Below are 23,039 nucleotides of genomic sequence, written 5' to 3'. Positions count from 1 at the left end.
GGCGGCCTCTTCGGGCACGTCGAATTCGTCGCCTGGGCCGTACGCCTGGCCGTCCAGGACCAGGCGGTGGCCGAAGCCGACACGGAGTCGCATGGCGGTCTCCTTTCGAGGTACGTCAGGCAGCGGTCTGTACTACTTCACAGTCAGCGCGCAGGTACGTGCCTGGCTCGGAAGGCTCAAAGGTGGCGAGGACCGTGAACGTCCGGCCGGCCTGGCGGAGTTCGTCACCGCGCCGGACGTCAGCGTCAGGCAGGAGGTAGACGACGTGCGTCAGGCGCGAGGTCGTTTGGTCCGCTGCCGTGCGTTCACGGGCGCTGCGCTGGGACAGCCTGGCGCGCGCAGTGCCCACCTGGACCCACGCTGCCACCCAGCCGCCCATGCCATCCGAGGTACGGGTATACCGCCAGACGTTAACGGTCTGATTCAGAAGGCGCGAGACGCGGCTCATCGTGAACGCACCAGGGCAGGGCCAGCGCCGAAGCGTGCGGCCAGTCTGGCGCGCTGAACGGCGCTGAGCGCCATTGTGGCGGCCTCCTGGCCTCCGTAGGTGACGGAGTAGTCTCCGATGCGCTCCTGGGTGACAGGGCGGCTCAGAGGGTCGCCGGAGCGGTACTCCACCAGGGCCCTGGCAACCAGGCGGCAGACCAGGTCCACGATGTCCGACGGGACAGCGGGGAGGCCGTGTGTGTAGGTCACCTGGACGTCGCCGTACCAGCCAGCGTCACGGACCAGGACGCCGGAGCGAAGCGTCCAGTCAGTCACGGCCTGGCCGTCGACAGCGACCGCGCTGACGGAGGTCACGGGGAGGCCAGGGAGGCGCAGGCGGAGGGAGCCATCCCCCTCCAGGGTCGTCGTGCTGGTCGTCTGGGAGACGGGGGTGCCGGCCGCGTCACGGACAAGAGCCGATGCAACGTCCAGGTAGACGTTAACGATCGGCTCCTCTTCCGCCGATACGGCGACACCCCTCGCCACCAGGTCAGCGACCAGGGCGAGGGGTGCCAGCGGCATTACGCGCCCACCACATCCGCGGTAGCCAGCGCGGTGGGCCGGATGACCAGCGCGCCGTACAGGTGCAGGCCGCGCACCTGGTCGACGAAGCGGTCCGTCATGCGGACGGCCTCCACCTTGCTGATCTGCTCGGCGAAGGTCGTCGCGGACGGGTGACCGGCGATGATCAGCTTGCCCGCACCAGTACCGGGGCCATCGGGGGCGTTCACCGACTCGAAGATGTCGAAGCCAGCGGCACGGCCGACAAAGCCGTTCTGGCGGACATCGGCGGCAGTGGCGTCACCAGCGGCGACAAAGCGGTTGTCGGCCAGGAGCTTGTTGTGGAACGCCGGAGTGACGACCAGGAACCGGCCCTCGGTCGGCACGCTGGCGTCGCTCAGCTTCTGCCGGAGCGGAAGGAGCACCTTGTCATAGGCGTCCGTCGCCGTAGTCACCGAGAGTTCGGCGATCTGGTTACCAGCGGCGACGCCGGCGGCCATCTGCGCGGCAACGTAGGTGTCGGTGGTCTCCTTGAGCTGCTGAGCGGCACGCGCGGACAGCTTGCCGACAAGTTCACCGTCGTCGCGGACCTGCGCGCGGTCCACGTCGTCCAGCATGAAGTTCCAGAACTTCCGCTGATTGATCGGCATGTCCACAGTGGTCGTGGAAGCCTGGCCCGGCGTGTACGCCGTGTAGGGCACGTAGTCGCCGATGGTGACGTCACCAGCGGTGGTGATCTTCACCGTGCCGCCGCTCTCGGAGACGTCCCCTTCGTAGTCGCGGTTCGAGCAACGCTCGGACCCGTAGGTCAGGTTCTCGGACAGGGCGGTGAGAACCGCAGCTCCCCAGATGGTGGGGACGAAGGAAGTAACGGCCATGGAATGGCCTCCAATCTTGGGTCAGAGAGACTCAGCGGCCGTTGCCGCGGAGGATGTCGCGCAGGCGGCCTTCACGACGTGCCTGGTCGATGGCGCGAGGGCTCATCGATCGAAGGTCGTCAGCCGTGAGCTGTCGCGCGGGAGCCGTGCCCATTCGGGCGCCACCATCGGCGGTGCCCTGGAACCTCGGCGGTGTTGGCTTGACGTCGTCGGCCGTCGCGGCCGTGCCTTCGTCTGACGTCGGGGCCGCATCGCGCGTACTCCCTGACGTGGAGGCCGTTTCCTCGCTGGCATCGCGCTCAGCGGCGGAAGTGTCCTCCAGTGCCTTCAGCCTGGCCTTCAGCTCCTTGTTTTCGGAGCGCAGGGCGGCCAGGGCCCTCTTGCCAGCGTCGCCCAGGGCGTCCCCCGGATCGGCTGGGTTGTCCGCTGCCGGCGTCCCGTCGGACGGCTCAGCGGAAGTCTGTGTGGTGTCCTCTGTGGTCATTCTGTGGCCTCCTGGGTGTCGATGAGGCGCAGGCCCTTGACGACCTGCGCGCCGTTCTGGCCGAAGACGGGGAAGCCGGTTCGGGTCAGAAGACGTCGGTAGGGGCCTACCGGCACCGTTGGAGTACGGAGGGTCTTCGTGTGCTCCCGTGCTCGGAAGTGAAGCTCCTCGAACCGGACCTCCGAGTCGTCGTCAGCGACAGCGATAGCGGCCAGGGCGTCGCTGAAGACCAGTACCCAATCGTCGTCAGAGGGGCGGATCGGGATCACTTGCTGGCCTCCTTCGTACGCTGGGCACGGAATTTGGCCACGGCCAGGGTCTGAGCCTTGTATTCGGCAACGGCCTGGGTCAGCGCGGCCAGTGCCGTCAGGGCCTCCGGGTCGGAGGAACGGTCGTCGCGGATCAGGGTCTTAGACGCCGCGTAGACGCATTCGTCGAGGACGTTGCGGACCATCTGGGTGGTGGGCGCAGGGAGGTCGGTCACGGAGGGACTCCAGGAATGAGAGAGGAGCGCCAGGCAGGCGCCTGGGCACCCCGCAAGGCCGGCCCCCGTCAAGGGACCGACCCAGGAGGTCAGGAGCGCTTCAGCCGGCCGTCCTTCGACATCCGGCGGATCAGGGCGTTAACGACCTGGCGCATCGTCGGAGGCTTGTCAGGGACGCCGTGGGCGGCGGCAACCGTCATGCCAGCGCGGAAGGCGGTCTGTCGGATGTCGCGAGGGACTGCCGAACAGTTCACGTCGTCATTGTCGAAGAGCCAGGGGGCGTCCGGCGCAAAGGTCAGCGACAGCATGAAGAACACGTCCACGACGTAGGCGGCTTCGTCGGCCAGTTCATCTACGGTCGGGACCGGAAGGCCCAGATCGTCAACGGCAGGCGTGGCAGGCTCCGGGGCAGGCTTCGCCTTCAGCTCCTGGCGTCGCTTCCACAGGGAACGGCGGACGGCCAGGACTGAACCGGTAGTGGCCTTGACGCTGTGACAGCGGAGGGCGTTCACGATCGGGGCCGTCGTGTCCGTCTCACGAGGGTCAAGGGCGTGCCAACCGTCGCGGGTCAGGTCATCAGTGACAGCGGCCAGGGTCTCGGTGTTCACTTCGCAGCTCCCTTCGTGGCGCGGTAAAAAGCCGTGCGACAGCGCGGAGCACAGAAGCGCTTCGGGCGTCCGCGACCGCTGTACGGGATAGGCGTCTGGCAGTGCTCGCACTCAGCTTCGGCGAGGGCGGCCGTGCGCATTGACTGCGCGTCCTCCCGGTCGTCCTGACGCTCCCGGCAAAAGTTGTCGGCGTCCTCGTAAGGACAGACCGTCCAGCGACCGCGACCGCGTGGCATGAACGGTTGCCCACAAAGCTGGCACGTGACCAGCGGACGGGCCTTCTCGCGCCTGGCTCGGGACAGCGCGGTGCGGCAGGCGTTCGAACACGTCCGGCGCTGGTCACGCTTCGTCCGCATGTCGAAGTCAGGCTCCGACTCGTTGGCGTACGTGCGCGTCCGCTTCCGGGGAGTCGGCTCGGGGACCAGGTTGTCGCAGCCTGGTGCGAGGCAGGTTCCGTCAAAGTCATGGTCGTCGTAGGGCACTTGGGGCCTCCTGGCGGGAGATGGGTACAAAAATGGCCCCGGTCGCAAGATCCGCTGTGTCCCCCCGCCAGGATCGGGAACAGCAGACCCGCGACCGGGGCCAGGTGCGCGCTACTTCGTAGACCGCTGCGCGAAGCGGTTGTCTGTGTCTGCGGCTGGGGTGCCCTGGCAGGACGGCCGCTGCGATGAAGGCGGAGTGCCTTCCACTACCTACAGGGAAAACCTCCCCCGCCTTCACTACTAGTCCGGGGAGGATGTCCCCTGGCTGGCACGGAGGTCGTAAACGGCCCTGTACGCCTCTGTGGCGGCCTGGAGGCGGTCAGAGGCGCTCAGAGAGGCGTGCAGGCGCCTTCCTGGGCCTCACAGGCGTTAACGGCAGGCAGCGGGGAGGCCGCCGCTGGGCGTTGTTCTTTAAAGCTGTAGTGGTTGCACCATCTGGGGTAACTCCCAAAAACCAAAACTATGTAGGAGTTATTTGTTTGAAGTAACCACTAAAAAAATATAAGAACATTGCAGCTCAGGGCCTTGCTAAGTCTCCTGGTCTGTAACGGCTATCCGCTGCCTCCGGCCAGCGCCGGCCCAAGACGCGGCGAAGGGGCCCGGCCCCGGTCGCCCAGGCGGGCCCCTCCTCGTCGCTCCGGAGCGTCAGTCTGCCAGCGCTGCGCGCTCCTCCTCTTCGATCTCCTCCAGGCGCGCGTCGTACGCGTCTCCAGACGGCCCCCAGGCCACGTTCAGCCGGTCAGCGCGTTGCTTCGGATGGAGGACGACCCGCAGGCCCATGCCAGCCAGGAGCCTGGCCCGCGCAGGCACGTCAGACGCCTCCCACGCCTCTGCCATGGACCTGCCAGTAGGGACAGGCACTTCCCGGACCTCCGGGTCGTGGGCGTCCCGCAGACGGGCGTACGTGGCTTCCAGGTCCGCGGCCAGGCTCTCCAGGGTCGCCAGCATCAGCGGGCCAGCCGTTGCCATGCGTGCGGCCAGACGCTCCGCTTGTTCGCGCGCTTCCAGCATCTCCGCTGACAGGTCGTTACCGCCCTCCAGGCGGACGACGGTTTCAGCGTAGGTGCCGAAGGTGGTCAGGAAGTCGGCTTCTACGCGCTGGTCCAGGGTCTCCGCGTAGACAGTGACGTGCCCAGCCCTACAGCGGTAGAGAGGAACGCCCTTGTCGGACGTCCCGCCGTTCAGCCGGCCGGAGCATCGGTAGCAATGGGCCAGGTCTGCGCACATCGGTGCGGCACGGCGGGGAGCGCGGTCCTGGCCCGTTGCCAAGGCCAGCATGCGTTTCCGTACGGCCAACAACTCCGCAGCGGAGAGAATCGGGTCAGTGAACTGAACGGGCGTGATCCCGTCAGGCTCACAGATCAGGACGCCCTTGTGTTCCCGCTGTCCTCGCAGGGTCGGAGACTTCAGGAGGCGTCGCCACTGAGGTTCGGAGAGGCCCGTCATGCGTGCCGTGGCGGCGACCGTAGAGCCGTTAACGAGTGTGGCCACCGCTTCGCGGACCTTCGCGGCCTGGTCGGGGTCGACTTCGAGGTACGCAGCTCCGTTGCGACGGGTGATGCGGTAGCCATACGGGGCCCGGCCGGACGACCAACGTCCCTGGGCCCTGCGTGTTGCGTGCCCGTCCACGATGCGGGCCGCAATAACACCTCTCTCCCACTCCGCCAAAGCTGCGAGGACGGTTGCGACCATGCGGCCTGTCGGGGTCGTCGTGTCGATCGCGTTGTCTGTGGTCGCTATGGCTACGCCGTGAGCCTCCGCCCAGGCGACCAGGCGGAGGAACTCCGACACGGAGCGGGCGAACCTGTCCAGCTTCCACGCCACGACGACGTCCGGCCGGTCGGCGAGGAGCGCAGCCATGCCCTTACGCAGCTCCAGCGGTTTGGCTCCGCTGACGCCAGCGTCCACGTACTCGACAGCGTCCGCCTGGTCGTAGCCATGGGCGGCCAGCCAGCGCGCGGCAGCGGCACGCTGCGTGTCCAGGCTGGCAGAGTCGTCCGCCTCGCGGGACAGCCGTAGGTAGATCCCTGTCTTCGTCATGTACGCGAAGCTACGCGCGTTCGCCCTCGATCGAGGTGAACATGGCGTCGGTACGGTTCGGCAGACCCGATTCCGGTACGACCCGGACGGCGTCGGCGACGTACTCCCCCACGTCCTCGCCGACCCCGAGCGGTGTCACGGAGAAGGCGACGATCACGCGTTCACGATCCCTTCCTTGCGGGCGCGCGCGGCGATGACGGCGTCCTCGGCCTCGCGGCGCAGTTTGCGCTCGGCGAAGAAGCCGCCGGTCGGCAGCACGGAGAGCACGAAGTAGACGGCCGCGGTCCGCAGTGACCACTTGGTGCGGTTCCAGGCGTCGGCCCAGAAGATCACGTACAGGATGAAGAGGATCCCGTGGATCGAGCCCATGACAGGCACCGCGTCGAAGTCAGTGGTGCGCTTCAGTACCGAGCAGACCAGCAGCAGCAGGAAGGAGACGGCCTCGGGGGCCGAGACAAGGCGGAGCCGGCGGAGGGCGGTGGCGGTCTTTATGTCCACGGGTCACCTTCGGTGGAAGAGTCGTCGACGCTTTGTGAACGCACGCACAAGCGTCCGCCCATTGTGACATCCGGGACTCGGCGCACCCGGAACGGGGGTGCGGGTGTCGGCGATTTGTCCGCCGACCTGGCGGTCGCGGGTCCACCGGTACACCTGTTCCCTCAGGGACGCGTCAGGGGCCGGATCCACCACACGGCTCTGTCCGCCGCCTCGCCCGGCCGCTACCTTCGCCCCGTGGCGATGTTCCGACTCCAAGGCAGCAAGGTGCTGGCCGTCGACATGACCGGTGACGCCGTGAAAGCGAAGAACGGCTCCATGGTCGCCTACGACGGGCAGATGGCCTTCAAGAAGCTCACCGGCGGCGGTGAGGGGATCCGGGGGATGGTGACCCGGCGGCTCACCGGCGAGCAGATGACCGTGATGGAGGTGCGGGGGCACGGGACGTGCTGGTTCGCGGACCGGGCCGCCGAGATCAACCTCGTCGATCTCCAGGGGGACAAGCTGTACGTCGAGTCGAGCAACCTTCTCGCGACCGACGCCGGTCTGCGCACGGGAACGACGTTCACCGGCCTGCGCGGCGCCTCCCAGGGCAACGGTCTGTTCACGACGACCGTCGAGGGCCACGGCCAGGCGGCGATCATGTCGGACGGACCGGCGGTGGTGCTGCGGGTGAGCGCGCAGTACCCGCTGACCGTCGACCCCGGAGCGTACGTGGCGCACCAGGGCAATCTGCGGCAGTCGTTCCAGTCGGGGGTGACCTTCCGCACATTCCTCGGCGAGGGCGGCGGCGAGGCCTTCCAGATCCGCTTCGAAGGGGACGGGCTGGTGTACGTCCAGCCCAGCGAGCGCAACACGATCGCGGGGGACGTCTGACATGGCCTTCCGTGAAGTGAACGGGAAGATGATCGAGGCGACGGTCGTGCCGGGAGAGCGGCTGTTCAGCCAGCGGGGCGCGATGCTCGCGTACAAGGGCGACGTCTCCTTCACGCCCAACGTCCAGGGCGGCCAGGGCGGGGTCATGTCGATGATCGGCCGCCGCATCGCGAACGAGGCGACGCCGCTGATGACGGTCGAGGGCAGCGGGACGGTGCTGTTCGGGCACGGCGGTCACCACATCCAGGTGATCCACCTCACGGGCGACACCTTGTACGTCGAGGCTGACCGCCTGCTCGCCTTCGAAGGGACCCTCCGGCAGGGCACGATGTTCATGGGCTCACAGGGCGGGGTCATGGGCCTGATGCGCGGCCAGGTCACGGGCCAGGGCCTGTTCACGACGACGCTCACGGGGCACGGCGCGGTCGCCGTGATGGCGCACGGCGGTGTCTTCGAGGTGCCGATCACCCCGCAGCGCCCGGTCCACGTCGACCCCCAGGCGTACGTCGCCCACCACGGCGACGTACGCAACAAGCTCTCGACGGCACTCGGCTGGCGCGACATGGTGGGCCGCGGCTCCGGCGAGGCGTTCCAGCTCGAGCTGAGCGGCAACGGTGCGGTGTACGTCCAGGCGTCGGAGGAGAAGCTGTGACCACCTACCCGGGCGCCGGCCCCGTCGTCCACGACCCGATGACCCTGCCGGCCGACGAGAACGTCAACAAATACACCTTCTGCGTGGAGCTCAAGGGAAGCCAGTGGTTCCTGCAGAAGGGCAAGATGATCGCCTACTACGGCTCGATCGAGTTCAACGGGATCGGGCACGGGCGACTCGACCGTGTTGTCCGTACGTCCTTTCATTCGCCACTGCACGCCGGCGACTGGGTGGTGGCGGAGGGTTCGGGCAAGATGCTCCTCGCCGACCGGGCCTTCGACGTGAATTCGTATGACTTGGACGACGGCAATCTGACCATTCGCTCGGGCAACCTGCTCGCTTTTCAGCCAAGTCTCGCCCTCAAGCAGTCGATCGTCCCGGGCTTCCTGACACTGATCGGAACCGGCAAGTTCGTGGCCGCGTCCAACGGTCCCGTGGTGTTCATGGAACCTCCGATCCGGGTGGATCCGCAGGCCCTGGTCGGCTGGGCCGACTGCCCGTCGCCCTGCCATCACTACGACCACGGGTATCTGACCGGTGTATGGGGCGGTCTACGTGCGATGACAGGCCTCGGAGGTGCCTCCGGAGAGGAGCATCAGTTCGAGTTCGTCGGAGCGGGTACCGTCCTGCTCCAGTCCACGGAGACACTGATGGCGGAGCAGGCCGCGGGAGCGGTCCCGAACGAGCCCGGAGTACCGGGCGCCGCCGGGGTACCCGGTCACCCGGGGTCGCCGGGGACACCGCGCCTTCCCGGACAGCTGGGGGATCTCCAGCGTCGCTTCGGGCTGTGAGCGGTAGTCTGCGGAGTGTGACATCGAACGCGTGCGCACCGTCACACCACCCTCACTAGTTCGCCTTTCAACTTTTTAGGTAGACTTCATTCATGGAGACCGAGACGGCCATGCGCTGGCTGACCGATGCGGAGCAGTGCGCCTGGCGCACCCACCTGGAGGTCAACAGGCTGTTGACGTACCAGCTCGAACGAGATCTGCAGCCGTTCGGCCTGACAATGAACGACTACGAGATCCTCGTGAATCTCTCGGAGTCGGAGGGCATGCGGATGCGGATGAGCGACCTCGCGGCCGCCACCCTCCAGTCCAAGAGTCGCCTGTCGCACCAGATCACCCGCATGGAGAACGCGAATCTGGTACGACGCGAGAACTGCGAGTCCGACCGCCGGGGCCTGTTCGCGGTCCTCACGGACCACGGCCTGGAGACGATGAAGAAGGTCGCGCCGCACCACGTGGCGTCCGTGCGGCGGCACTTCATGGATCTGCTCTCCCCCGACGACCTGGAGCAGCTGCACAAGTCCCTGCGCCCGATCGCGGAACACCTGCGGGGGCAGCGGGGCAAGCCGTAGCGGGACCCCGGGACCGCCCGGTGTCGCGGGCGGGCGGCGGATGCCATCGCACCGCCGACCGCCCGGAGCGGCACGCACCGAACGGTGATCGTCAGCGCCGCCCGCCGCGCCGTCGCCGCGGCTGCGCGGGGCACGCGTGCGCCGCACCGGCACACTCGCCCCCGGCGCCCGGTGCGGCGGCCACGAGCACACCGTCGGCGGACGGTTCCCCGCCCGCCCCCGGCGGGCCGGGCCGGTGCGGCCGTACCCCGCGCACGAAGCTCAGGCGACCGGCGACCCCGGCGACGGCCGGCCCGCACCCGGCAAGGACGGCGGCCGTCACGGTGGTGGCGCCGGACACCGCGAAGCACACGCCCAGCGGCAGATGGCCCAGGAGCACGCCCACCGCCGCCGAGCCGGCCGAGGTGCCGGCATTGACCGCCGTGTTCACCCAGGCTCCGGCCCGGGTGCGAAAACCCGGCGGTGCCGACTCGTCCGCGATCAGATACGAGGTCGTGAGGGCCGGGGCGATGAACAGGCCCGCACAGACCACGGCCGGAGTCAGTACGGCGAGGCCGGGAGCAAGGCCCGCCACGGCCAGCGTCAGCCCGAGCGCCGCGGCGAGCACCGGCAGCCGGACCCGGGCGCTCGTACGCCAGTCGACCGCGCCGTTCAGCAGCCCGCCGACGGCGCTGCCCGCGGAGAGCGCCGCCAGCACCCATGCCGCGACGTCGTCGCCGTAGCGCCGCTCCTCGGCGAAGGCCAGGACCAGCAGATCGAGCGCGCCGATCCCCAGTCCGACCCCGGCGGCCACCGTCACCGGCTGTGCGAGCCCCCGCGCTCGCCGCATGCGCCCCGTGGAGCGGCCCGGCTTCGCCGTGCCGGGGCGTGCACGGGCCACGGGCGGGGACGAGACGAAGACGGCGGTCCCCACCACCACCAGCAGCGCGCTGAACGCCACCCCGACCGCGGGCGGCGCCCACCGCAGCAGTGCGCCCACCAGCAGCGGACCGGACACGAACAGCAGTTCCTCGACCACTCCGTCGAGTCCGAAGGCGCGCTGCAACAGCCGCTGGTCGTCGATCAGCGCACTCCACACGGCCCGCATGGTGGGGCCCAGAGGGGGCGGGAAGGCACCGGCGGCCAGGGCAAGGGCACCCAGCAGCGGTGCCGGTGCGCCGGGCCGCCAGCTCGCCACGGAGAGCGTCGTGAGCAGCCCCGCGTAGATGAGCGCCATCGGTGTCAGCGCCCGTCTCGGCCCGTACCGGTCGACGAACGCCGCCCGCAGCGGCGAGAGGAGCACGGTCGTGGCACCGAAGAGCGCCATGACCGTACCGGCCACGGCGTACGAGCCGGTCGCCCTGGTCACGGACAGCATGACGGCGATTGACACCGTCCCGTACGACAGCCGGCCCACCAGGGCGGCGGCGAAGGTACGGCGGGCATGGGGGACGCGCAGAACGGCGGCATACGAGGGCCGCCCGGAAGCAGGCGTGAGCACGCGGAGGTTCCTCAACGGGAGGCATGGAAGGGGACGCCTGAGTTCCGCGACGACCACGGCCGGACGCCGTGTGCCGATCGCGGACCTGGGCGGGTCCTATGCCAAGAGGAGGAACATGCGGATCAACGTATCAGCGGGCGCCGGAGCCGGCCACGGATTTCCCGGCGCCCTGCGGCCCCTCAGCCGTTCGTGAGCCCCGCGACCAGCTCGTCCGCGGCCCGGTAGGGATCCAGCTCACCGGCCACGATCCGCTCCGCCAGCGCGCCCAGACGGCGGTCGCCGTGCAGATCACCGATCCGCTCCCGCAGGGCCGTCACCGCAATCGTCTCGACCTCGTGGGCGGCGCGGGCCAGCCGGCGCTCCGTCAGCACCCCCCGCTCCTCCATCCACGCCCGGTGCTTCTCCAGCGCCTCGACGACCTCGTCGACGCCCTCGCCGCGTGCCGCGACGGTCTTCACGATCGGCGGACGCCAGTCACCCGGGGCGCGTGACTCGCCGAGCCCCAGCATGTGGTTGAGCTCGCGGGCGGTCGCGTCCGCCCCGTCACGGTCGGCCTTGTTGACGACGTACACGTCGCCGATCTCCAGGATGCCCGCCTTCGCGGCCTGGATGCCGTCGCCCATCCCCGGAGCCAGCAGGACGACCGAGGTGTCGGCCTGAGAGGCGATCTCGACCTCCGACTGACCCACGCCGACGGTCTCCACCAGGATCAGGTCGCAGCCCGCCGCGTCCAGCACCCGGATCGCCTGTGGGGCGGCCCAGGCGAGACCGCCCAGATGCCCGCGCGTCGCCATCGAACGGATGTACACGCCGGGGTCCGACGCGTGCTCCGACATCCGGACGCGGTCGCCCAGCAGCGCACCGCCCGAGAAGGGCGAGGACGGATCGACGGCCAGGACGCCGACCCGCTTGCCCTGCTTGCGGTACGCCGTCACCAGCGCCGACGTGGAGGTGGACTTCCCGACGCCGGGCGAGCCGGTGAGGCCCACCACATAGGCCCCGCCGGTCAGCGGGGCGAGGGCCTCCATGACCTCCCTGAGCTGCGGGGACGCCCCCTCGACCAAGGAGATCAGCCGGGCCACGGCCCGCGGCCGGCCTTCCCTGGCCTGGGCGACCAGCGAGGAGACGTCCTGCATCACAGCTCCGTTCCGATTCGAGACGACGTCCGATGTGCGGGATGGTCAGGCCTTGGGCACCCGCACGATCAGCGCGTCACCCTGGCCACCGCCGCCGCACAGAGCGGCCGCGCCGACGCCTCCGCCGCGCCGCTGCAGTTCCAGGGCGAGGTGGAGAACGAGCCGGGCTCCGGACATCCCGATCGGGTGACCCAGGGCAATCGCACCACCATGGACATTCACCTTTTCGGAGGTAACCCCGAGGTCCTTCATTGACTGCACGGCAACCGCCGCGAACGCCTCGTTGATCTCGATCAGGTCGAGGTCCGAGACCTCCAGGCCCTCCTTCTTCAGCGCGTGCCGGATCGCGTTCGACGGCTGCGACTGCAGGGAGTTGTCCGGTCCGGCCACGTTGCCGTGGGCGCCGATCTCGGCGATCCACTCCAGGCCCAGCTCCTGCGCCTTGGCCTTGCTCATCACGACCACGGCCGCCGCACCGTCGGAGATCTGCGAGGAGGAACCGGCCGTGATCGTGCCGTCCTTGCTGAACGCCGGGCGCAGCTTCGCGAGCGTCTCCACCGTCGTCTCGCCGCGGATGCCCTCGTCCTGGCTGACGACGATCGGCTCGCCCTTGCGCTGCGGCACCTCCACCGGAGTGATCTCGGCCTCGAAGACGCCGTTCTTCTGGGCGGCGGCCGCGCGCTGGTGGGACAGGGCGGCGATCTCGTCCTGCTCCGTCCGGCCGAGGCCGAGGCGGACGTTGTGCTTCTCGGTCGACGCGCCCATGGCGATGCCCTCGAAGGAGTCCGTCAGCCCGTCGTGGGCCATCGCGTCGAGCATCTGCACCGCGCCGTACTTGAAGCCCTCGCGGGACTTCGGCAGCAGGTGGGGGGCGTTGGTCATGGACTCCTGGCCGCCCGCGACGACCACGTCGAATTCACCCGCGCGGATCAGCTGGTCGGCGAGCGCGATCGCGTCGAGCCCCGACAGACACACCTTGTTGATCGTCAGGGCCGGGACGTTCATCGGGATGCCCGCCTTGACCGCGGCCTGACGTGCCGGAATCTGCCCCGCACCGGCCTGCAGCACCTGGCCCATGATCACGTACTGCACCTGGTCGCCGCCGATCCCCGCACGGTCCAGGGCGGCCTTGATCGCGAAGCCGCCGAGGTCGGCTCCGGAGAAGGATTTCAGCGAGCCGAGCAGCCGTCCCATCGGGGTCCGGGCACCCGCCACGATGACGGAGGTCGTGCTGTTCGTTCCAGACATGAGCTGCGATCCCCTTCCGGCCTGCACAGCCGAGGAGTGAACGAGGGTTTACTTCGAATGTACTGAGGAGTAGTCCACCCCGTCATCAAGCCGTCGGTGTGATCGCGCGCACGTTGCGTAACCACTCCAGGAGCGCTGCACTGACAGCATGCTGACGCGAATCGACCACATCGGGATCGCCTGTTTCGACCTGGAGAAGACCGTCGAGTTCTACACCTCGACGTACGGCTTCTCCGTGTTCCACACCGAGGTCAACGAGGAACAGGGGGTGCGCGAGGCCATGTTGAAGATCAACAACACCGACGACGGCGGTGCCTCCTACCTCCAGCTGCTCGAGCCCGTACGCGAGGACTCCACCGTCGCCAAGTGGCTGGCGAAGAACGGCGAGGGCGTGCACCACATCGCCTTCGGTACGGCGGACGTCGACGGGGACGCCGCCGACATCCGGGACAAGGGCGTACGCGTCCTGTACGAGGAGCCACGACGCGGCTCCATGGGGTCGCGGATCACCTTTCTGCACCCGAAGGACTGCCACGGTGTGCTGACAGAACTGGTCACATCCGCGGCTGTTGAGTCACCTGAGCACTGACTCTCGTACATAAGGGCCGGTAGGGTGTTGGGGGCGGTCGCCGCTCCACCAGGGCGACCGGGTCCTGCCTGAGCGGCGGGACACGAGGCCGGGGTCCGGGTTTCGGGGGACGAGCGTCGGGGCAGCAGCCCATGCTCCGCCGTTGATCTGACACCATTCCCCGGGAGCCCCGTTCGGCGGATGGACGGAGCTCGTTTGGAGAGACTTGCGACCAGGGGACGGATGGGACCGCGCAGTGCGGGGCTACGAACGCCAGGAGCGAGAGCCGGCGGCTGACGTCGACCACCTCTCTCGGTTCGAGGCCGAGATGGAGCGGCTGAAGACCGAGCGGGAAAAGGCGATCCAGCACGCCGAGGACCTCGGCTACCAGGTCGAGGTGCTGCGCGCCAAGCTGCACGAGGCGCGCCGCACCCTCATGACCCGTCCTGCCTACGACGGGACCGACATCGGCTATCAGGCCGAGCAGATGCTCCGCACTGCCCAGATGCAGGCGGACCAGCTGCGGGCCGACGCCGAGCGCGAGCTCAGCCAGGCCCGCGCGCAGACACAGCGCATCCTCCAGGAGCACGCCGAGCAGGTGGCGCGGCTCCAGGCGGAGCTGCACGCGGAGGCCGTCACCCGCCGCCAGCAGCTCGACCAGGAGCTGGCCGAACGGCGGCAGACCGTCGAGTCGCATGTCAACGAGAACGTGGCGTGGGCCGAGCAGCTGCGCGCCCGCTCCGAGTCCCAGGCCCGCCGTCTGGTGGAGGAGTCGCGGGCCGAGGCCGAACAGGGGCTCGCCGCCGCCCGCGCCGAGGCCGAGCGGGTCACCACCGAGGCCCGGCATCGGCTGCAGAGCGACGCGGAGGCCGCCCGCGCCGAGGCCGACCAGATCCTGCGCCGTGCCCGCACGGACGCCGAGCGGCTGCTGAACGCCGCGTCCACCCAGGCCCAGGAGGCCACCGACCACGCCGAACAGCTGCGTTCCTCCTCCGCCAACGAGTCGGACGCCGCCCGCCGGCAGGCAGCGGAGCGGAGCCGCGCCGCCGAGCAGCGGATGGCCGAGGCCGAGGCGGCGCTGCGCGAGGCGCGCACCGAGGCGGACAAGGTCGTCGCCGAGGCGAAGGAGGCCGCCGCCAAGGCTCTGGCCGGCGCCGAGTCGACCAACGAGCAGCGCACCCGCACCGCCAAGGAACAGGTCGCCCGGCTCGTCAGCGAGGCCACCAAGGACGCGGAGGCCACCAAGGCCGAGGCCGAGCAGGTCGTCGCGGACGCCAGGGCCGAGGCCGAGAAGATCGTCGCGGAGGCCGCGGAGAAGGCCCGCAGCATCACGGCCGAGGAGACCGCCTCCCAGCTCGCCAAGACGGCCCGTACGGCCGAGGACGTCCTGAACAAGGCGGCCGACGACGCCAAGGCGACCACCAAGGCCGCCGGCGAGGAGGCCGAGCGGATCCGCACGCAGGCCGAGGCCGAGGCGGACCGGCTGCGGGCCGAGGCGCACGACATCGCCGAGCAGCTCAAGGGCGCGGCGAAGGACGACACCAAGGAGTACCGCGCCAAGACGGTCGAGCTGCAGGAGGAGGCGCGCCGGCTGCGCGGCGAGGCCGAGCACCTGCGCGCCGAGGCGGTGGCCGAGGGCGAGGGGATCCGGGCCGAGGCCCGTCGCGAGGCCGTCCAGCAGATCGAACAGGCGGCCGAGACCGCCGAGGAGCTGCTCGCCAAGGCCAAGGTCGACGCGGACGAGCTGCGTGCGGCCGCGGCCACCGACAGCGAGAAGGTGCGCACCGAGGCCATCGAACGCGCCTCGACGCTGCGCCGCCAGGCCGAGGAGACCCTGGAGCGCACCCGCAGCGAGGCCGAGACACAGCGCGCCGAGGCCGTCGAGCTGTCGGACGCGATCAAGGAAGAGGCCGAGCGGGTCGCCCGTGACCTGCGCGAGGAGACCGAGCGCGGGGTCGAGGCCCGCCGGGCGGGCGCAGCCGAGGAGCTGACCCGCCTGCAGACCGAGGCCGAGCAGCGGTTCACCTCCGCGGAGCAGGCCCTGACCGCCGCCCGTACGGAAGCCGAGCGGATCCGCCGCGAGGCCGTCGAGGAGACCGAGCGGCTGCGCTCCGAGGCCGCCGAGCGCATTCGTACGCTCCAGGCGCAGGCCGAGGCCGAGGCGGACCGGCTGCGTACGGAGGCCGCCTCCGACGCGTCCGCCTCCCGTGCGGAGGGCGAGGCCATCGCCGTACGCCTCCGTTCGGAAGCCGCGGCCGAGGCCGAACGGCTCAAGTCGGAGGCACAGGACACCGCCGACCGGGTACGGGCCGAGGCGCAGGCGGCCGCCGAGCGGCTGGGCACCGAGGCCACGGAGACGCTCGCCGCCGCGCAGGAGGAGGCGACCCGGCGCCGTCGCGAGGCCGAGGAACTGCTCGGCGCGGCGCGCCACGAGGCCGACCAGGAGCGCGAGCGGGCCCGTGAGCAGAGCGAGGAACTGCTCGCCGTGGCCCGCGCCCGGGTCGAGGAGGCCCAGACCGAGGCCGTACGGCTGGTCGAGGAGGCCGACCGGCGCGCCACCGAGATGGTTTCGGCCGCAGAGCAGCACGCCCAGCAGGTGCGGGACTCCGTGACCGGCCTGCACGAGCAGGCGCAGGAGGAGATCACCGGCCTGCGCTCGGCCGCCGAGCACGCGGCGGAGCGCACACGCACCGAGGCGCAGGAGGAGGCCGACCGGGTCCGCGCCGACGCCTACGCGGAGCGCGAGCGGGCCGGCGACGACGCCGCACGCCTGCGGCAGGAGGCCGCCGACGAGACGGAGGCCGCCAAGTCCCTCGCGGAGCGGACGGTCTCGGAGGCGATCGCCGAGGCCGAGCGGATCCGTTCGGACGCCGCCGAGCACGCCCAGCGCGTACGGACCGAGGCGTCGGACGCCATCGCCACAGCCGACCAGGACGCGGCGCGCGCCCGTGCGGAGGCGCGCGAGGACGCGAACCGGATCCGGTCGGACGCCGCCGCACAGGCGGACGCCCTCATCACCGAGGCGACGGCGGAAGCCGAGCGACTGCGTACCGAGGCCGCCGAGACGGTCGGCTCCGCGCAGCAGCACGCCGAGCGCATTCGCTTCGAGTCGGAACGGGTCAAGGCCGACGCGGAAGCCGAGGCCGACCGGATCACCACGGCCGCCCGCGAGGAGGCCGAGCGCACCCTGGACGAGGCCCGCAAGGACGCCAACAAGCGGCGCTCCGAGGCGGCCGAGCAGGTCGACACGCTCATCACGGAGACCACCTCCGAGGCCGACAAGCTGCTCTCGGAGGCGCAGCAGACCGCGCACAAGACGACCGCGGACGCCGAGGCGCAGGCCGACACGATGGTGGGTGCCGCCCGCCAGGAGGCCGAGCGCCTGGTCTCCGAGGCCACGGTCGAGGGCAACACGCTGGTGGAGCGGTCCCGGTCGGACGCGGACGAACTGCTCGTCGGCGCGCGCCGGGACGCGACCGCGATCCGGCAGCGGGCCGAGGAACTGCGCGACCGCATCACGACCGAGATCGAGGAGCTGCACGAGCGGGCGCGGCGCGAGTCGGCCGAGGCGATGAAGTCGGCGGGCGAGCGATGCGACGCGTTGATCAAGGCGGCCGAGGAGCAGCTGGAGAAGGCCAAGGCGCAGGCGAAGGAGATCGTCTCGGAGGCCAACTCCGAGGCGGGCAAGCTCCGTATCGCCGCGGTCAAGAAGGCCGAGGGGCTGCTGAAGGAAGCCGAGCAGAAGAAGGCCACCCTGGTCGCCGAGGCGGAGAAGATCAAGGCCGAGGCGATTCACGAGGCCCGGACGGCCGTCGAGGAGGGCAAGCGGGAGCTGGAGATCCTGGTGCGCCGCCGCGAGGACATCAACGCGGAGATCTCCCGTGTCCAGGACGTCCTGGAGGCGTTGGAGTCCTTCGAGACCCCGTCGGCGGGCGGCAACAAGGACGGAGGCGTCAAGGCGGGGGCCACCGTGGGTGCTCCCCGTTCGGGTGGCAAGGCGTCAGAAGGGTAGCCAGGCGAGCCGAATCTGTGCTCGCCGTGACGATTCACACAGCTTCTGGCAAGCCCTCGGACAGCCAGCCACCCAAAAGAAGGGTCATTCTCCAGATCAACAACGCATCCGCTCGATGACACGCCGCTTTGGCCCCTAGGATTCCCCTATCACCTCACCGGTCTCATTCGACAGGAACCCCATGAGCGACACTTCCCCCTACGGCTTCGAGCTTGTGCGGCGTGGGTACGACCGCGCGCAGGTGGACGAACGGATCTCCAAGCTCGTCTCCGACCGTGACAGTGCTCTCACCCGCATCACCGCTCTGGAGAAGCGCATCGAGGAGCTCCACCTCGAGACGCAGAACGCCCAGGCCGCCGTCACCGACGCGGAGCCGTCGTACGCGGGTCTGGGCGCGCGCGTCGAGAAGATCCTCCGCCTCGCCGAGGAAGAGGCCAAGGACCTGCGCGACGAGGCCCGCCGCGCCGCCGAGCAGCACCGCGAGCTGGCCGAGTCGGCCGCTCAGCAGGTTCGCAACGACGCGGAGTCGTTCGCCGCGGATCGCAAGACCAAGGCCGAGGACGAGGGCGTCCGGATCGTCGAGAAGGCCAAGACCGACGCCTCGCAGCTGCGTACCGACGCCCAGAAGGACGCGCAGTCCAAGCGCGAGGAGGCGGACGCCCTCTTCGAGGAGACCCGCGCCAAGGCCGCGCAGGCCGCCGCCGACTTCGAGACGAACCTCGCGAAGCGGCGCGAGCAGTCCGAGCGGGACCTGGCCTCGCGTCAGGCCAAGGCCGAGAAGCGCCTCGCCGAGATCGAGCACCGTGCCGAGCAGCTGCGCCTGGAGGCCGAGAAGCTGCGCACGGACGCGGAGCGCCGCGCCCGCCAGACGGTGGAGACGGCCCAGCGCCAGGCCGAGGACATCGTGGCCGACGCGAACGCCAAGGCCGACCGCATCCGCTCGGAATCCGAGCGCGAGCTGGCGGCGCTGACGAACCGTCGCGACTCCATCAACGCCCAGCTCACGAACGTCCGCGAGATGCTCGCGACGCTCACGGGCGCCGCTGTCGCCGCCGCGGGCTCGCCGGCCGAGGACGAGCCGATCTCCCGCGGGGTTCCCGCGCAGCAGTCCCGGTAACACGGAACGTACGGCGTCCGAACATCCGGGAAGCCCTCCGCCACTGCAGTGGCGGAGGGCTTCCCGGCGTTCTAGCGTGTCCGCATGATCGAGCTCGAGGGGCTGACCAAGCGGTACGACGAGAAGCTGGCGGTCAACAACCTCACTTTCACCGTGCGACCGGGTGTCGTCACCGGCTTCCTCGGGCCGAACGGTGCCGGAAAGTCCACCACGATGCGCATGGTGCTCGGGCTCGACCACCCCACCGCCGGTGACGTCCGCATCGACGGCAAGCACTACGACCAGATCGAGAACCCGCTCAGGTACATCGGCGGCCTCCTCGACGCCAAGGCCGTGCACGGCGGCCGCAGCGCCTTCAACCATCTGCTGTGCCTTGCGCAGAGCAACGGCATCCCCGCCACCCGCGTCCATGAGGTCCTCGGCACGGCCGGTCTGACCGCGGTCGCACGGAAGAAGGCCAAGGGATTCTCGCTCGGCATGGGCCAGCGGCTCGGCATCGCCGCCGCGCTCCTCGGCGACCCGCGGATCCTGATGTTCGACGAGCCGGTCAACGGCCTCGACCCTGAGGGCATCCACTGGATCCGCACCCTGATGAAGTCCCTCGCGGCGCAGGGCCGGACCGTGTTCGTCTCCAGCCACCTCATGAGCGAGATGGCGCTCACCGCGGACCATCTCGTGGTCATCGGCCAGGGGCGGCTGCTCGCGGACACCTCCATGTCCGACTTCATCGCGAAGAACTCCCGGTCGTACGTCCGCGTCCGCTCTCCCCAGCGCGAACGGCTGCTCGACGTCCTGCACGAGGCGGGCATCACCGTCGTGGAGTCCGGCGGCGGGGCGCTGGAGGTGGACGGCGGCAAGGCCGAGCTGATCGGCGAGCTGGCCACCCGCCATCAGATCGTGCTGCACGAGCTCAGCCCCCAACAGGCCTCCCTGGAGGAGGCGTTCATGCGGCTGACGGCACAGTCGGTGGAGTACCACGCGCACACCGACGCCCCCGGCGGTACCTGGGCACAGCCCGTTCCGCGCCGGGAATGGGGCGCGGCCTGGAAGAAGGGAGCCTGAGCCATGGCGGCGGCCCAGGTCATCAAGTCGGAGTGGACCAAGATCCGATCGGTGGCGTCCACAGTGTGGACGCTTTCCGCCGCACTGGTCGTCACCGTGGCCCTCGGCATGCTGATCTCGGCCTTGACCAGACGGGAGTTCGACAGCATGAGCCCGCGGGACCGGCTCACCCTCGACCCGACTTTCATCAGCTTCGCCGGAATGAGCCTCGGTCAGCTCGCGATGATCGTGTTCGGGGTGCTCGTCGTGTCGAACGAGTACAGCACCGGCATGATCCGCACCTCGCTGGCCGCGGTCCCCCGGCGCGGCACCTTCCTGTTCGGGAAGATCGCGGTCGCGACCGCGCTCGCCCTCGTCGTCGGCATGGCCACCAGCTTCCTGGCCTTCTTCCTCGGACAGGCGATCCTCGGACCGCACGGCGCACGACTCGGCGACCCCGGCGTACTGCGCGCGGTCGTCGGCGGCGGGCTGTACATGACGCTCATCGCGATGTTCTCGATGGGCGTCGCCGCGATGCTGCGCTCGCCGATGCTCTCCCTCGGCATCCTGATGCCGTTCTTCTTCCTGATCTCCAACATCCTGGGCAACGTCTCCGCCACCAAGAAGATCGGCCGCTTCCTGCCCGACCAGGCCGGCAGCAGGATCCTGCAGGTCGTGCCCGGAGTGGGCGACGACACACCCTACGGTCCCTGGGGCGGCCTGGGGATCATGGTCCTGTGGGTGATCGCGGTCCTGATCGGCGGGTACGTCCTGCTGAAGAAGCGCGACGCCTGAGGACCTCTGACCAGGCAGGACCGGCGCGGCACCCGGTCAGGACCCCGTTGACGCCGGTGACCTGCGGGCTTTTGCATTCTCTTGAGCGGAACCGTCAGTGCCCGGATATCCTCCTAAGCCTTACGGGGGCAGTGTTGGCCCCGACGTCCTGAACCTTTCGATGGGTGCGGAGCATGATCGAGGCAGTCGGCCTGACGAAGCGCTATGGCGACAAGACAGCCGTGTACAACCTTTCCTTCCAGGTGCGACCCGGTGCCGTCACCGGCTTCCTCGGGCCCAACGGCTCGGGCAAGTCCACGACCATGCGGATGATCCTCGGCCTGGACAACCCCACCTCGGGGCAGGTGACGATCGGCGGCTACCCGTACCGCAAGCTGCCCAACGCCCCCCGGCACGTCGGTGCCCTGCTCGACGCCAAGGCCGTGCACGGCGGCCGGGCCGCTCGCAATCACCTGCTGTGCCTGGCCCAGCTGTCCGGTATCCCGGCCCGTCGCGTCGACGAGGTGCTCGGCGTCGTCGGCCTCCAGGACGTGGCCAGGAGGCGCTCCAAGGGCTTCTCGCTCGGCATGGGCCAGCGGCTCGGCATCGCCGCCGCGCTCCTCGGGGATCCCCAGGTGCTCCTCTTCGACGAGCCGGTCAACGGCCTCGACCCCGAGGGCATCCTCTGGGTGCGCAACCTGATGAAGTCGCTCGCGGCGGAGGGCCGCACGGTCTTCGTCTCCTCCCACCTCATGAGCGAAATGGCGCTCACCGCCGACCACTTGATCGTGATCGGGCGAGGGCAGCTGCTCGCCGACATGAGCGTCAGGGACTTCATCTCCGCCAACTCCGCGGGCTTCGCACGCGTCCGCACACCCGACACCGAGCCCCAGCAGCGGGAGAAGCTCTCCTCCGCGCTCACCGAGGCGGGCGGCCACGTGCTGCCCGAACAGGACGGCGCCCTGCGCATCACCGGGCTGCCGCTGCCCCTGATCAGCGACATCGCGCACCAGGCCGACGTACGGCTGTGGGAGCTGTCGCCGCACCAGGCCTCGCTGGAGGAGGCGTACATGCGGATGACGCAGGGCGCGGTCGACTACCGTTCCACCATCGACCAGCGGGCGGGGCTGATGCAGCCGCTGCCGCCGGGCGTCCAGCCGCCGATGCCGGTGCCGGGGCAGGGCCAGCCGGGCTGGTATGCCCCGCCGCCGCCCCAGCAGGGCGGACAGCCCTTCGTGATGCCGGGACACCCCGGGCAGGTGCCCGCCGGCCCGTACGGCGCTCCTGTGGCGCCCGCCGCTCCGGGAGCGGGCGCGCCGAACCCGTACGCCCAGCCGGCGCCCCAGCAGCCGCCCGCCTCCCCTGCACCCGCCTCCCCCCAGCTCTCGACTTCGCTCGAGCAGGGAGGCACCCCCACCCCGACCAAGTCCGAGGACGCCCGATGAGCACGCCCCAGCCCCCGATGCCACAGGCCGTGCCCACCTGGCAGGCCACGCCCGGTTCCGCGATCCCCAGCTACACCTCACCGATCCCGGTGGTACGGACCCACCTCGGGCACGCCCTCGCCTCGGAGTGGACGAAGATCAGATCTGTCCGCTCCACGATGTGGACGCTCGGGGTGTTCGTCCTGTTGGTGATCGGCATCGGCCTGGGCGCCGGCGCGCTGGTCGCGAACTCCACGTCGGACCTCGGAGGCGAGAATCCGCTCGGTCTCGGTTTCTTCGGGCTGCTCCTCGGCAGCATGTGCGTGATCACGCTCGGCGTGCTGACCACCGCGTCGGAGTACGGCACCGGCATGATCCGCACCACCATGACCGCGTGCCCCAGTCGCGGGCGGGTGCTGGCGGCGAAGACGATCGTGTTCTTCCTCGTCGCCTTCGTGGTCACACTGGTCGCCGCCGCCTTCGTCGCCTTCGCCCAGACGGCCATGCTGGAGGGTCACGGGGCCAAGGACCCCTCCGGTGGCGAGTGGTTGAAGGGAACGATCGGCGTCTCCCTCTACATCGCGCTGCTCGGGCTGCTCTCGCTCGTCGTCGGGTCGATCGTCCGGCATTCGGCGGGCGCCATCACGATCATGATCGGGCTGCTGCTCGCCCCGCTGGTCATCGCCCTCTTCATGTTCGCGGAGTCCCTCGCCAAGGTGCGCAACGGCCTGCTGGAGTACTCGATTCCGAACCAGCTCAGCGTCTTCTACTCCAACTCGCTGACCGCCTCGGGCCCCTCCGGCTGGGAACCGCTGTGGATCATCCTGGGCGTGACGGCGGTCGCCTTCGCCGGTGCCTACCTGCTGCTGGAGAAGCGGGACGTGTAGTCCGGT

The 23,039-nt window shown here is 69.8% G+C and carries 23 protein-coding genes and 1 pseudogene; 11 read left to right on the top strand and 13 right to left on the bottom strand.

Annotated features, from left to right (window positions below):
- Positions 1 to 115 precede the first annotated feature (115 nt).
- From VXC91_RS11510 to VXC91_RS11465, 10 genes and pseudogenes are all read right to left on the bottom strand, one after another.
- Positions 116 to 448, bottom strand: a complete 333-nt coding sequence (locus VXC91_RS11510; protein WP_329507023.1) for a phage head closure protein — start codon at positions 446 to 448, stop codon at positions 116 to 118.
- Positions 445 to 1,008 (bottom strand): hypothetical protein, encoded by a 564-nt coding sequence (locus tag VXC91_RS11505; protein ID WP_329507022.1) that lies wholly within the window; start codon positions 1,006 to 1,008, stop codon positions 445 to 447. Before VXC91_RS11505 ends, VXC91_RS11510 begins: the two co-directional genes overlap by 4 nt.
- On the bottom strand, positions 1,008 to 1,865 hold the full coding sequence (locus VXC91_RS11500; protein ID WP_329507021.1) for a phage major capsid protein: 858 nt from the start codon (positions 1,863 to 1,865) through the stop codon (positions 1,008 to 1,010). The genes VXC91_RS11505 and VXC91_RS11500 overlap by 1 nt, the downstream gene beginning before the upstream one ends.
- Positions 1,866 to 1,896: 31 nt before the next feature.
- Positions 1,897 to 2,349: a hypothetical protein gene (locus tag VXC91_RS11495; protein WP_329507020.1), complete on the bottom strand. Its 453-nt coding sequence runs from the start codon at positions 2,347 to 2,349 to the stop codon at positions 1,897 to 1,899.
- Positions 2,346 to 2,618: a hypothetical protein gene (locus VXC91_RS11490; RefSeq protein WP_329507019.1), complete on the bottom strand. Its 273-nt coding sequence runs from the start codon at positions 2,616 to 2,618 to the stop codon at positions 2,346 to 2,348. Before VXC91_RS11490 ends, VXC91_RS11495 begins: the two co-directional genes overlap by 4 nt.
- Positions 2,615 to 2,833 (bottom strand): hypothetical protein, encoded by a 219-nt coding sequence (locus VXC91_RS11485; RefSeq protein WP_329507018.1) that lies wholly within the window; start codon positions 2,831 to 2,833, stop codon positions 2,615 to 2,617. Before VXC91_RS11485 ends, VXC91_RS11490 begins: the two co-directional genes overlap by 4 nt.
- Before the next feature lie 89 nt (positions 2,834 to 2,922).
- Positions 2,923 to 3,345, bottom strand: a complete 423-nt coding sequence (locus VXC91_RS11480; protein ID WP_329507017.1) for a hypothetical protein — start codon at positions 3,343 to 3,345, stop codon at positions 2,923 to 2,925.
- A 1,223-nt stretch (positions 3,346 to 4,568) separates the two neighbouring features.
- Positions 4,569 to 5,963, bottom strand: a complete 1,395-nt coding sequence (locus tag VXC91_RS11475; protein ID WP_329507016.1) for a recombinase family protein — start codon at positions 5,961 to 5,963, stop codon at positions 4,569 to 4,571.
- Positions 5,964 to 5,982: 19 nt separating this feature from the next.
- A pseudogene (locus tag VXC91_RS11470) lies at positions 5,983 to 6,120 on the bottom strand (thiamine-binding protein); the annotation flags it as partial.
- Positions 6,117 to 6,461: a DUF3817 domain-containing protein gene (locus VXC91_RS11465; protein WP_329507015.1), complete on the bottom strand. Its 345-nt coding sequence runs from the start codon at positions 6,459 to 6,461 to the stop codon at positions 6,117 to 6,119. The gene VXC91_RS11465 and the pseudogene VXC91_RS11470, both read right to left, overlap by 4 nt.
- A gap of 240 nt (positions 6,462 to 6,701) precedes the next feature.
- On the opposite strand from VXC91_RS11465, the gene VXC91_RS11460 reads away from it, so the two are divergent.
- From VXC91_RS11460 to VXC91_RS11445, 4 genes are all read left to right on the top strand, one after another.
- Positions 6,702 to 7,334 carry an AIM24 family protein gene (locus VXC91_RS11460; protein ID WP_329507051.1) on the top strand — a complete coding sequence of 211 codons (633 nt, stop codon included), beginning with the start codon at positions 6,702 to 6,704 and terminating at the stop codon, positions 7,332 to 7,334.
- 1 nt (position 7,335) lies between these two features.
- Positions 7,336 to 7,986, top strand: a complete 651-nt coding sequence (locus tag VXC91_RS11455) for an AIM24 family protein (protein ID WP_329507014.1) — start codon at positions 7,336 to 7,338, stop codon at positions 7,984 to 7,986.
- Complete coding sequence (locus VXC91_RS11450; protein ID WP_329507013.1) at positions 7,983 to 8,777, top strand: AIM24 family protein; 795 nt, start codon at positions 7,983 to 7,985, stop codon at positions 8,775 to 8,777. The genes VXC91_RS11455 and VXC91_RS11450 overlap by 4 nt, the downstream gene beginning before the upstream one ends.
- Positions 8,778 to 8,869: 92 nt before the next feature.
- Positions 8,870 to 9,346: a MarR family winged helix-turn-helix transcriptional regulator gene (locus tag VXC91_RS11445; RefSeq protein WP_329507012.1), complete on the top strand. Its 477-nt coding sequence runs from the start codon at positions 8,870 to 8,872 to the stop codon at positions 9,344 to 9,346.
- Between the two features lie 91 nt (positions 9,347 to 9,437).
- On the opposite strand, the gene VXC91_RS11440 is transcribed toward VXC91_RS11445, so the two are convergent.
- From VXC91_RS11440 to VXC91_RS11430, 3 genes are all read right to left on the bottom strand, one after another.
- Positions 9,438 to 10,826: an MFS transporter gene (locus VXC91_RS11440; RefSeq protein WP_329507011.1), complete on the bottom strand. Its 1,389-nt coding sequence runs from the start codon at positions 10,824 to 10,826 to the stop codon at positions 9,438 to 9,440.
- Positions 10,827 to 11,005: 179 nt separating this feature from the next.
- Complete coding sequence (gene meaB / locus VXC91_RS11435) at positions 11,006 to 11,962, bottom strand: methylmalonyl Co-A mutase-associated GTPase MeaB (RefSeq protein ID WP_329507010.1); 957 nt, start codon at positions 11,960 to 11,962, stop codon at positions 11,006 to 11,008.
- Between the two features lie 45 nt (positions 11,963 to 12,007).
- Positions 12,008 to 13,210, bottom strand: coding sequence for an acetyl-CoA C-acetyltransferase (locus tag VXC91_RS11430; RefSeq protein WP_329507009.1), 1,203 nt, complete (start codon positions 13,208 to 13,210; stop codon positions 12,008 to 12,010).
- Between the two features lie 148 nt (positions 13,211 to 13,358).
- Between VXC91_RS11430 and mce the strand changes: the two genes are divergently transcribed.
- From mce to VXC91_RS11395, 7 genes are all read left to right on the top strand, one after another.
- Positions 13,359 to 13,799, top strand: coding sequence for a methylmalonyl-CoA epimerase (gene mce, locus VXC91_RS11425; protein ID WP_329507008.1), 441 nt, complete (start codon positions 13,359 to 13,361; stop codon positions 13,797 to 13,799).
- 235 nt (positions 13,800 to 14,034) lie between these two features.
- Entirely contained in the window at positions 14,035 to 17,790 is a 3,756-nt protein-coding gene (gene scy, locus VXC91_RS11420) for a polarized growth protein Scy (protein WP_329507007.1), read from the top strand.
- Between the two features lie 181 nt (positions 17,791 to 17,971).
- Complete coding sequence (locus VXC91_RS11415; protein WP_329507006.1) at positions 17,972 to 18,907, top strand: coiled-coil domain-containing protein; 936 nt, start codon at positions 17,972 to 17,974, stop codon at positions 18,905 to 18,907.
- An 84-nt stretch (positions 18,908 to 18,991) separates the two neighbouring features.
- Entirely contained in the window at positions 18,992 to 19,969 is a 978-nt protein-coding gene (locus VXC91_RS11410; protein ID WP_329507005.1) for an ATP-binding cassette domain-containing protein, read from the top strand.
- A gap of 3 nt (positions 19,970 to 19,972) precedes the next feature.
- Complete coding sequence (locus VXC91_RS11405; protein ID WP_329507004.1) at positions 19,973 to 20,743, top strand: ABC transporter permease subunit; 771 nt, start codon at positions 19,973 to 19,975, stop codon at positions 20,741 to 20,743.
- Positions 20,744 to 20,916: 173 nt separating this feature from the next.
- Complete coding sequence (locus tag VXC91_RS11400) at positions 20,917 to 22,167, top strand: ABC transporter ATP-binding protein (RefSeq protein ID WP_329507003.1); 1,251 nt, start codon at positions 20,917 to 20,919, stop codon at positions 22,165 to 22,167.
- Positions 22,164 to 23,033 (top strand): ABC transporter permease subunit, encoded by an 870-nt coding sequence (locus VXC91_RS11395; RefSeq protein ID WP_329507002.1) that lies wholly within the window; start codon positions 22,164 to 22,166, stop codon positions 23,031 to 23,033. The genes VXC91_RS11400 and VXC91_RS11395 overlap by 4 nt, the downstream gene beginning before the upstream one ends.
- Positions 23,034 to 23,039: the final 6 nt, after the last annotated feature.

The organism is Streptomyces chiangmaiensis, assembly GCF_036281785.1.
Classification (GTDB): domain Bacteria; phylum Actinomycetota; class Actinomycetes; order Streptomycetales; family Streptomycetaceae; genus Streptomyces; species Streptomyces chiangmaiensis.
Note: the sequence above shows the minus strand (reverse complement) of the source record. Positions and strands in the feature narration are given on the sequence as shown.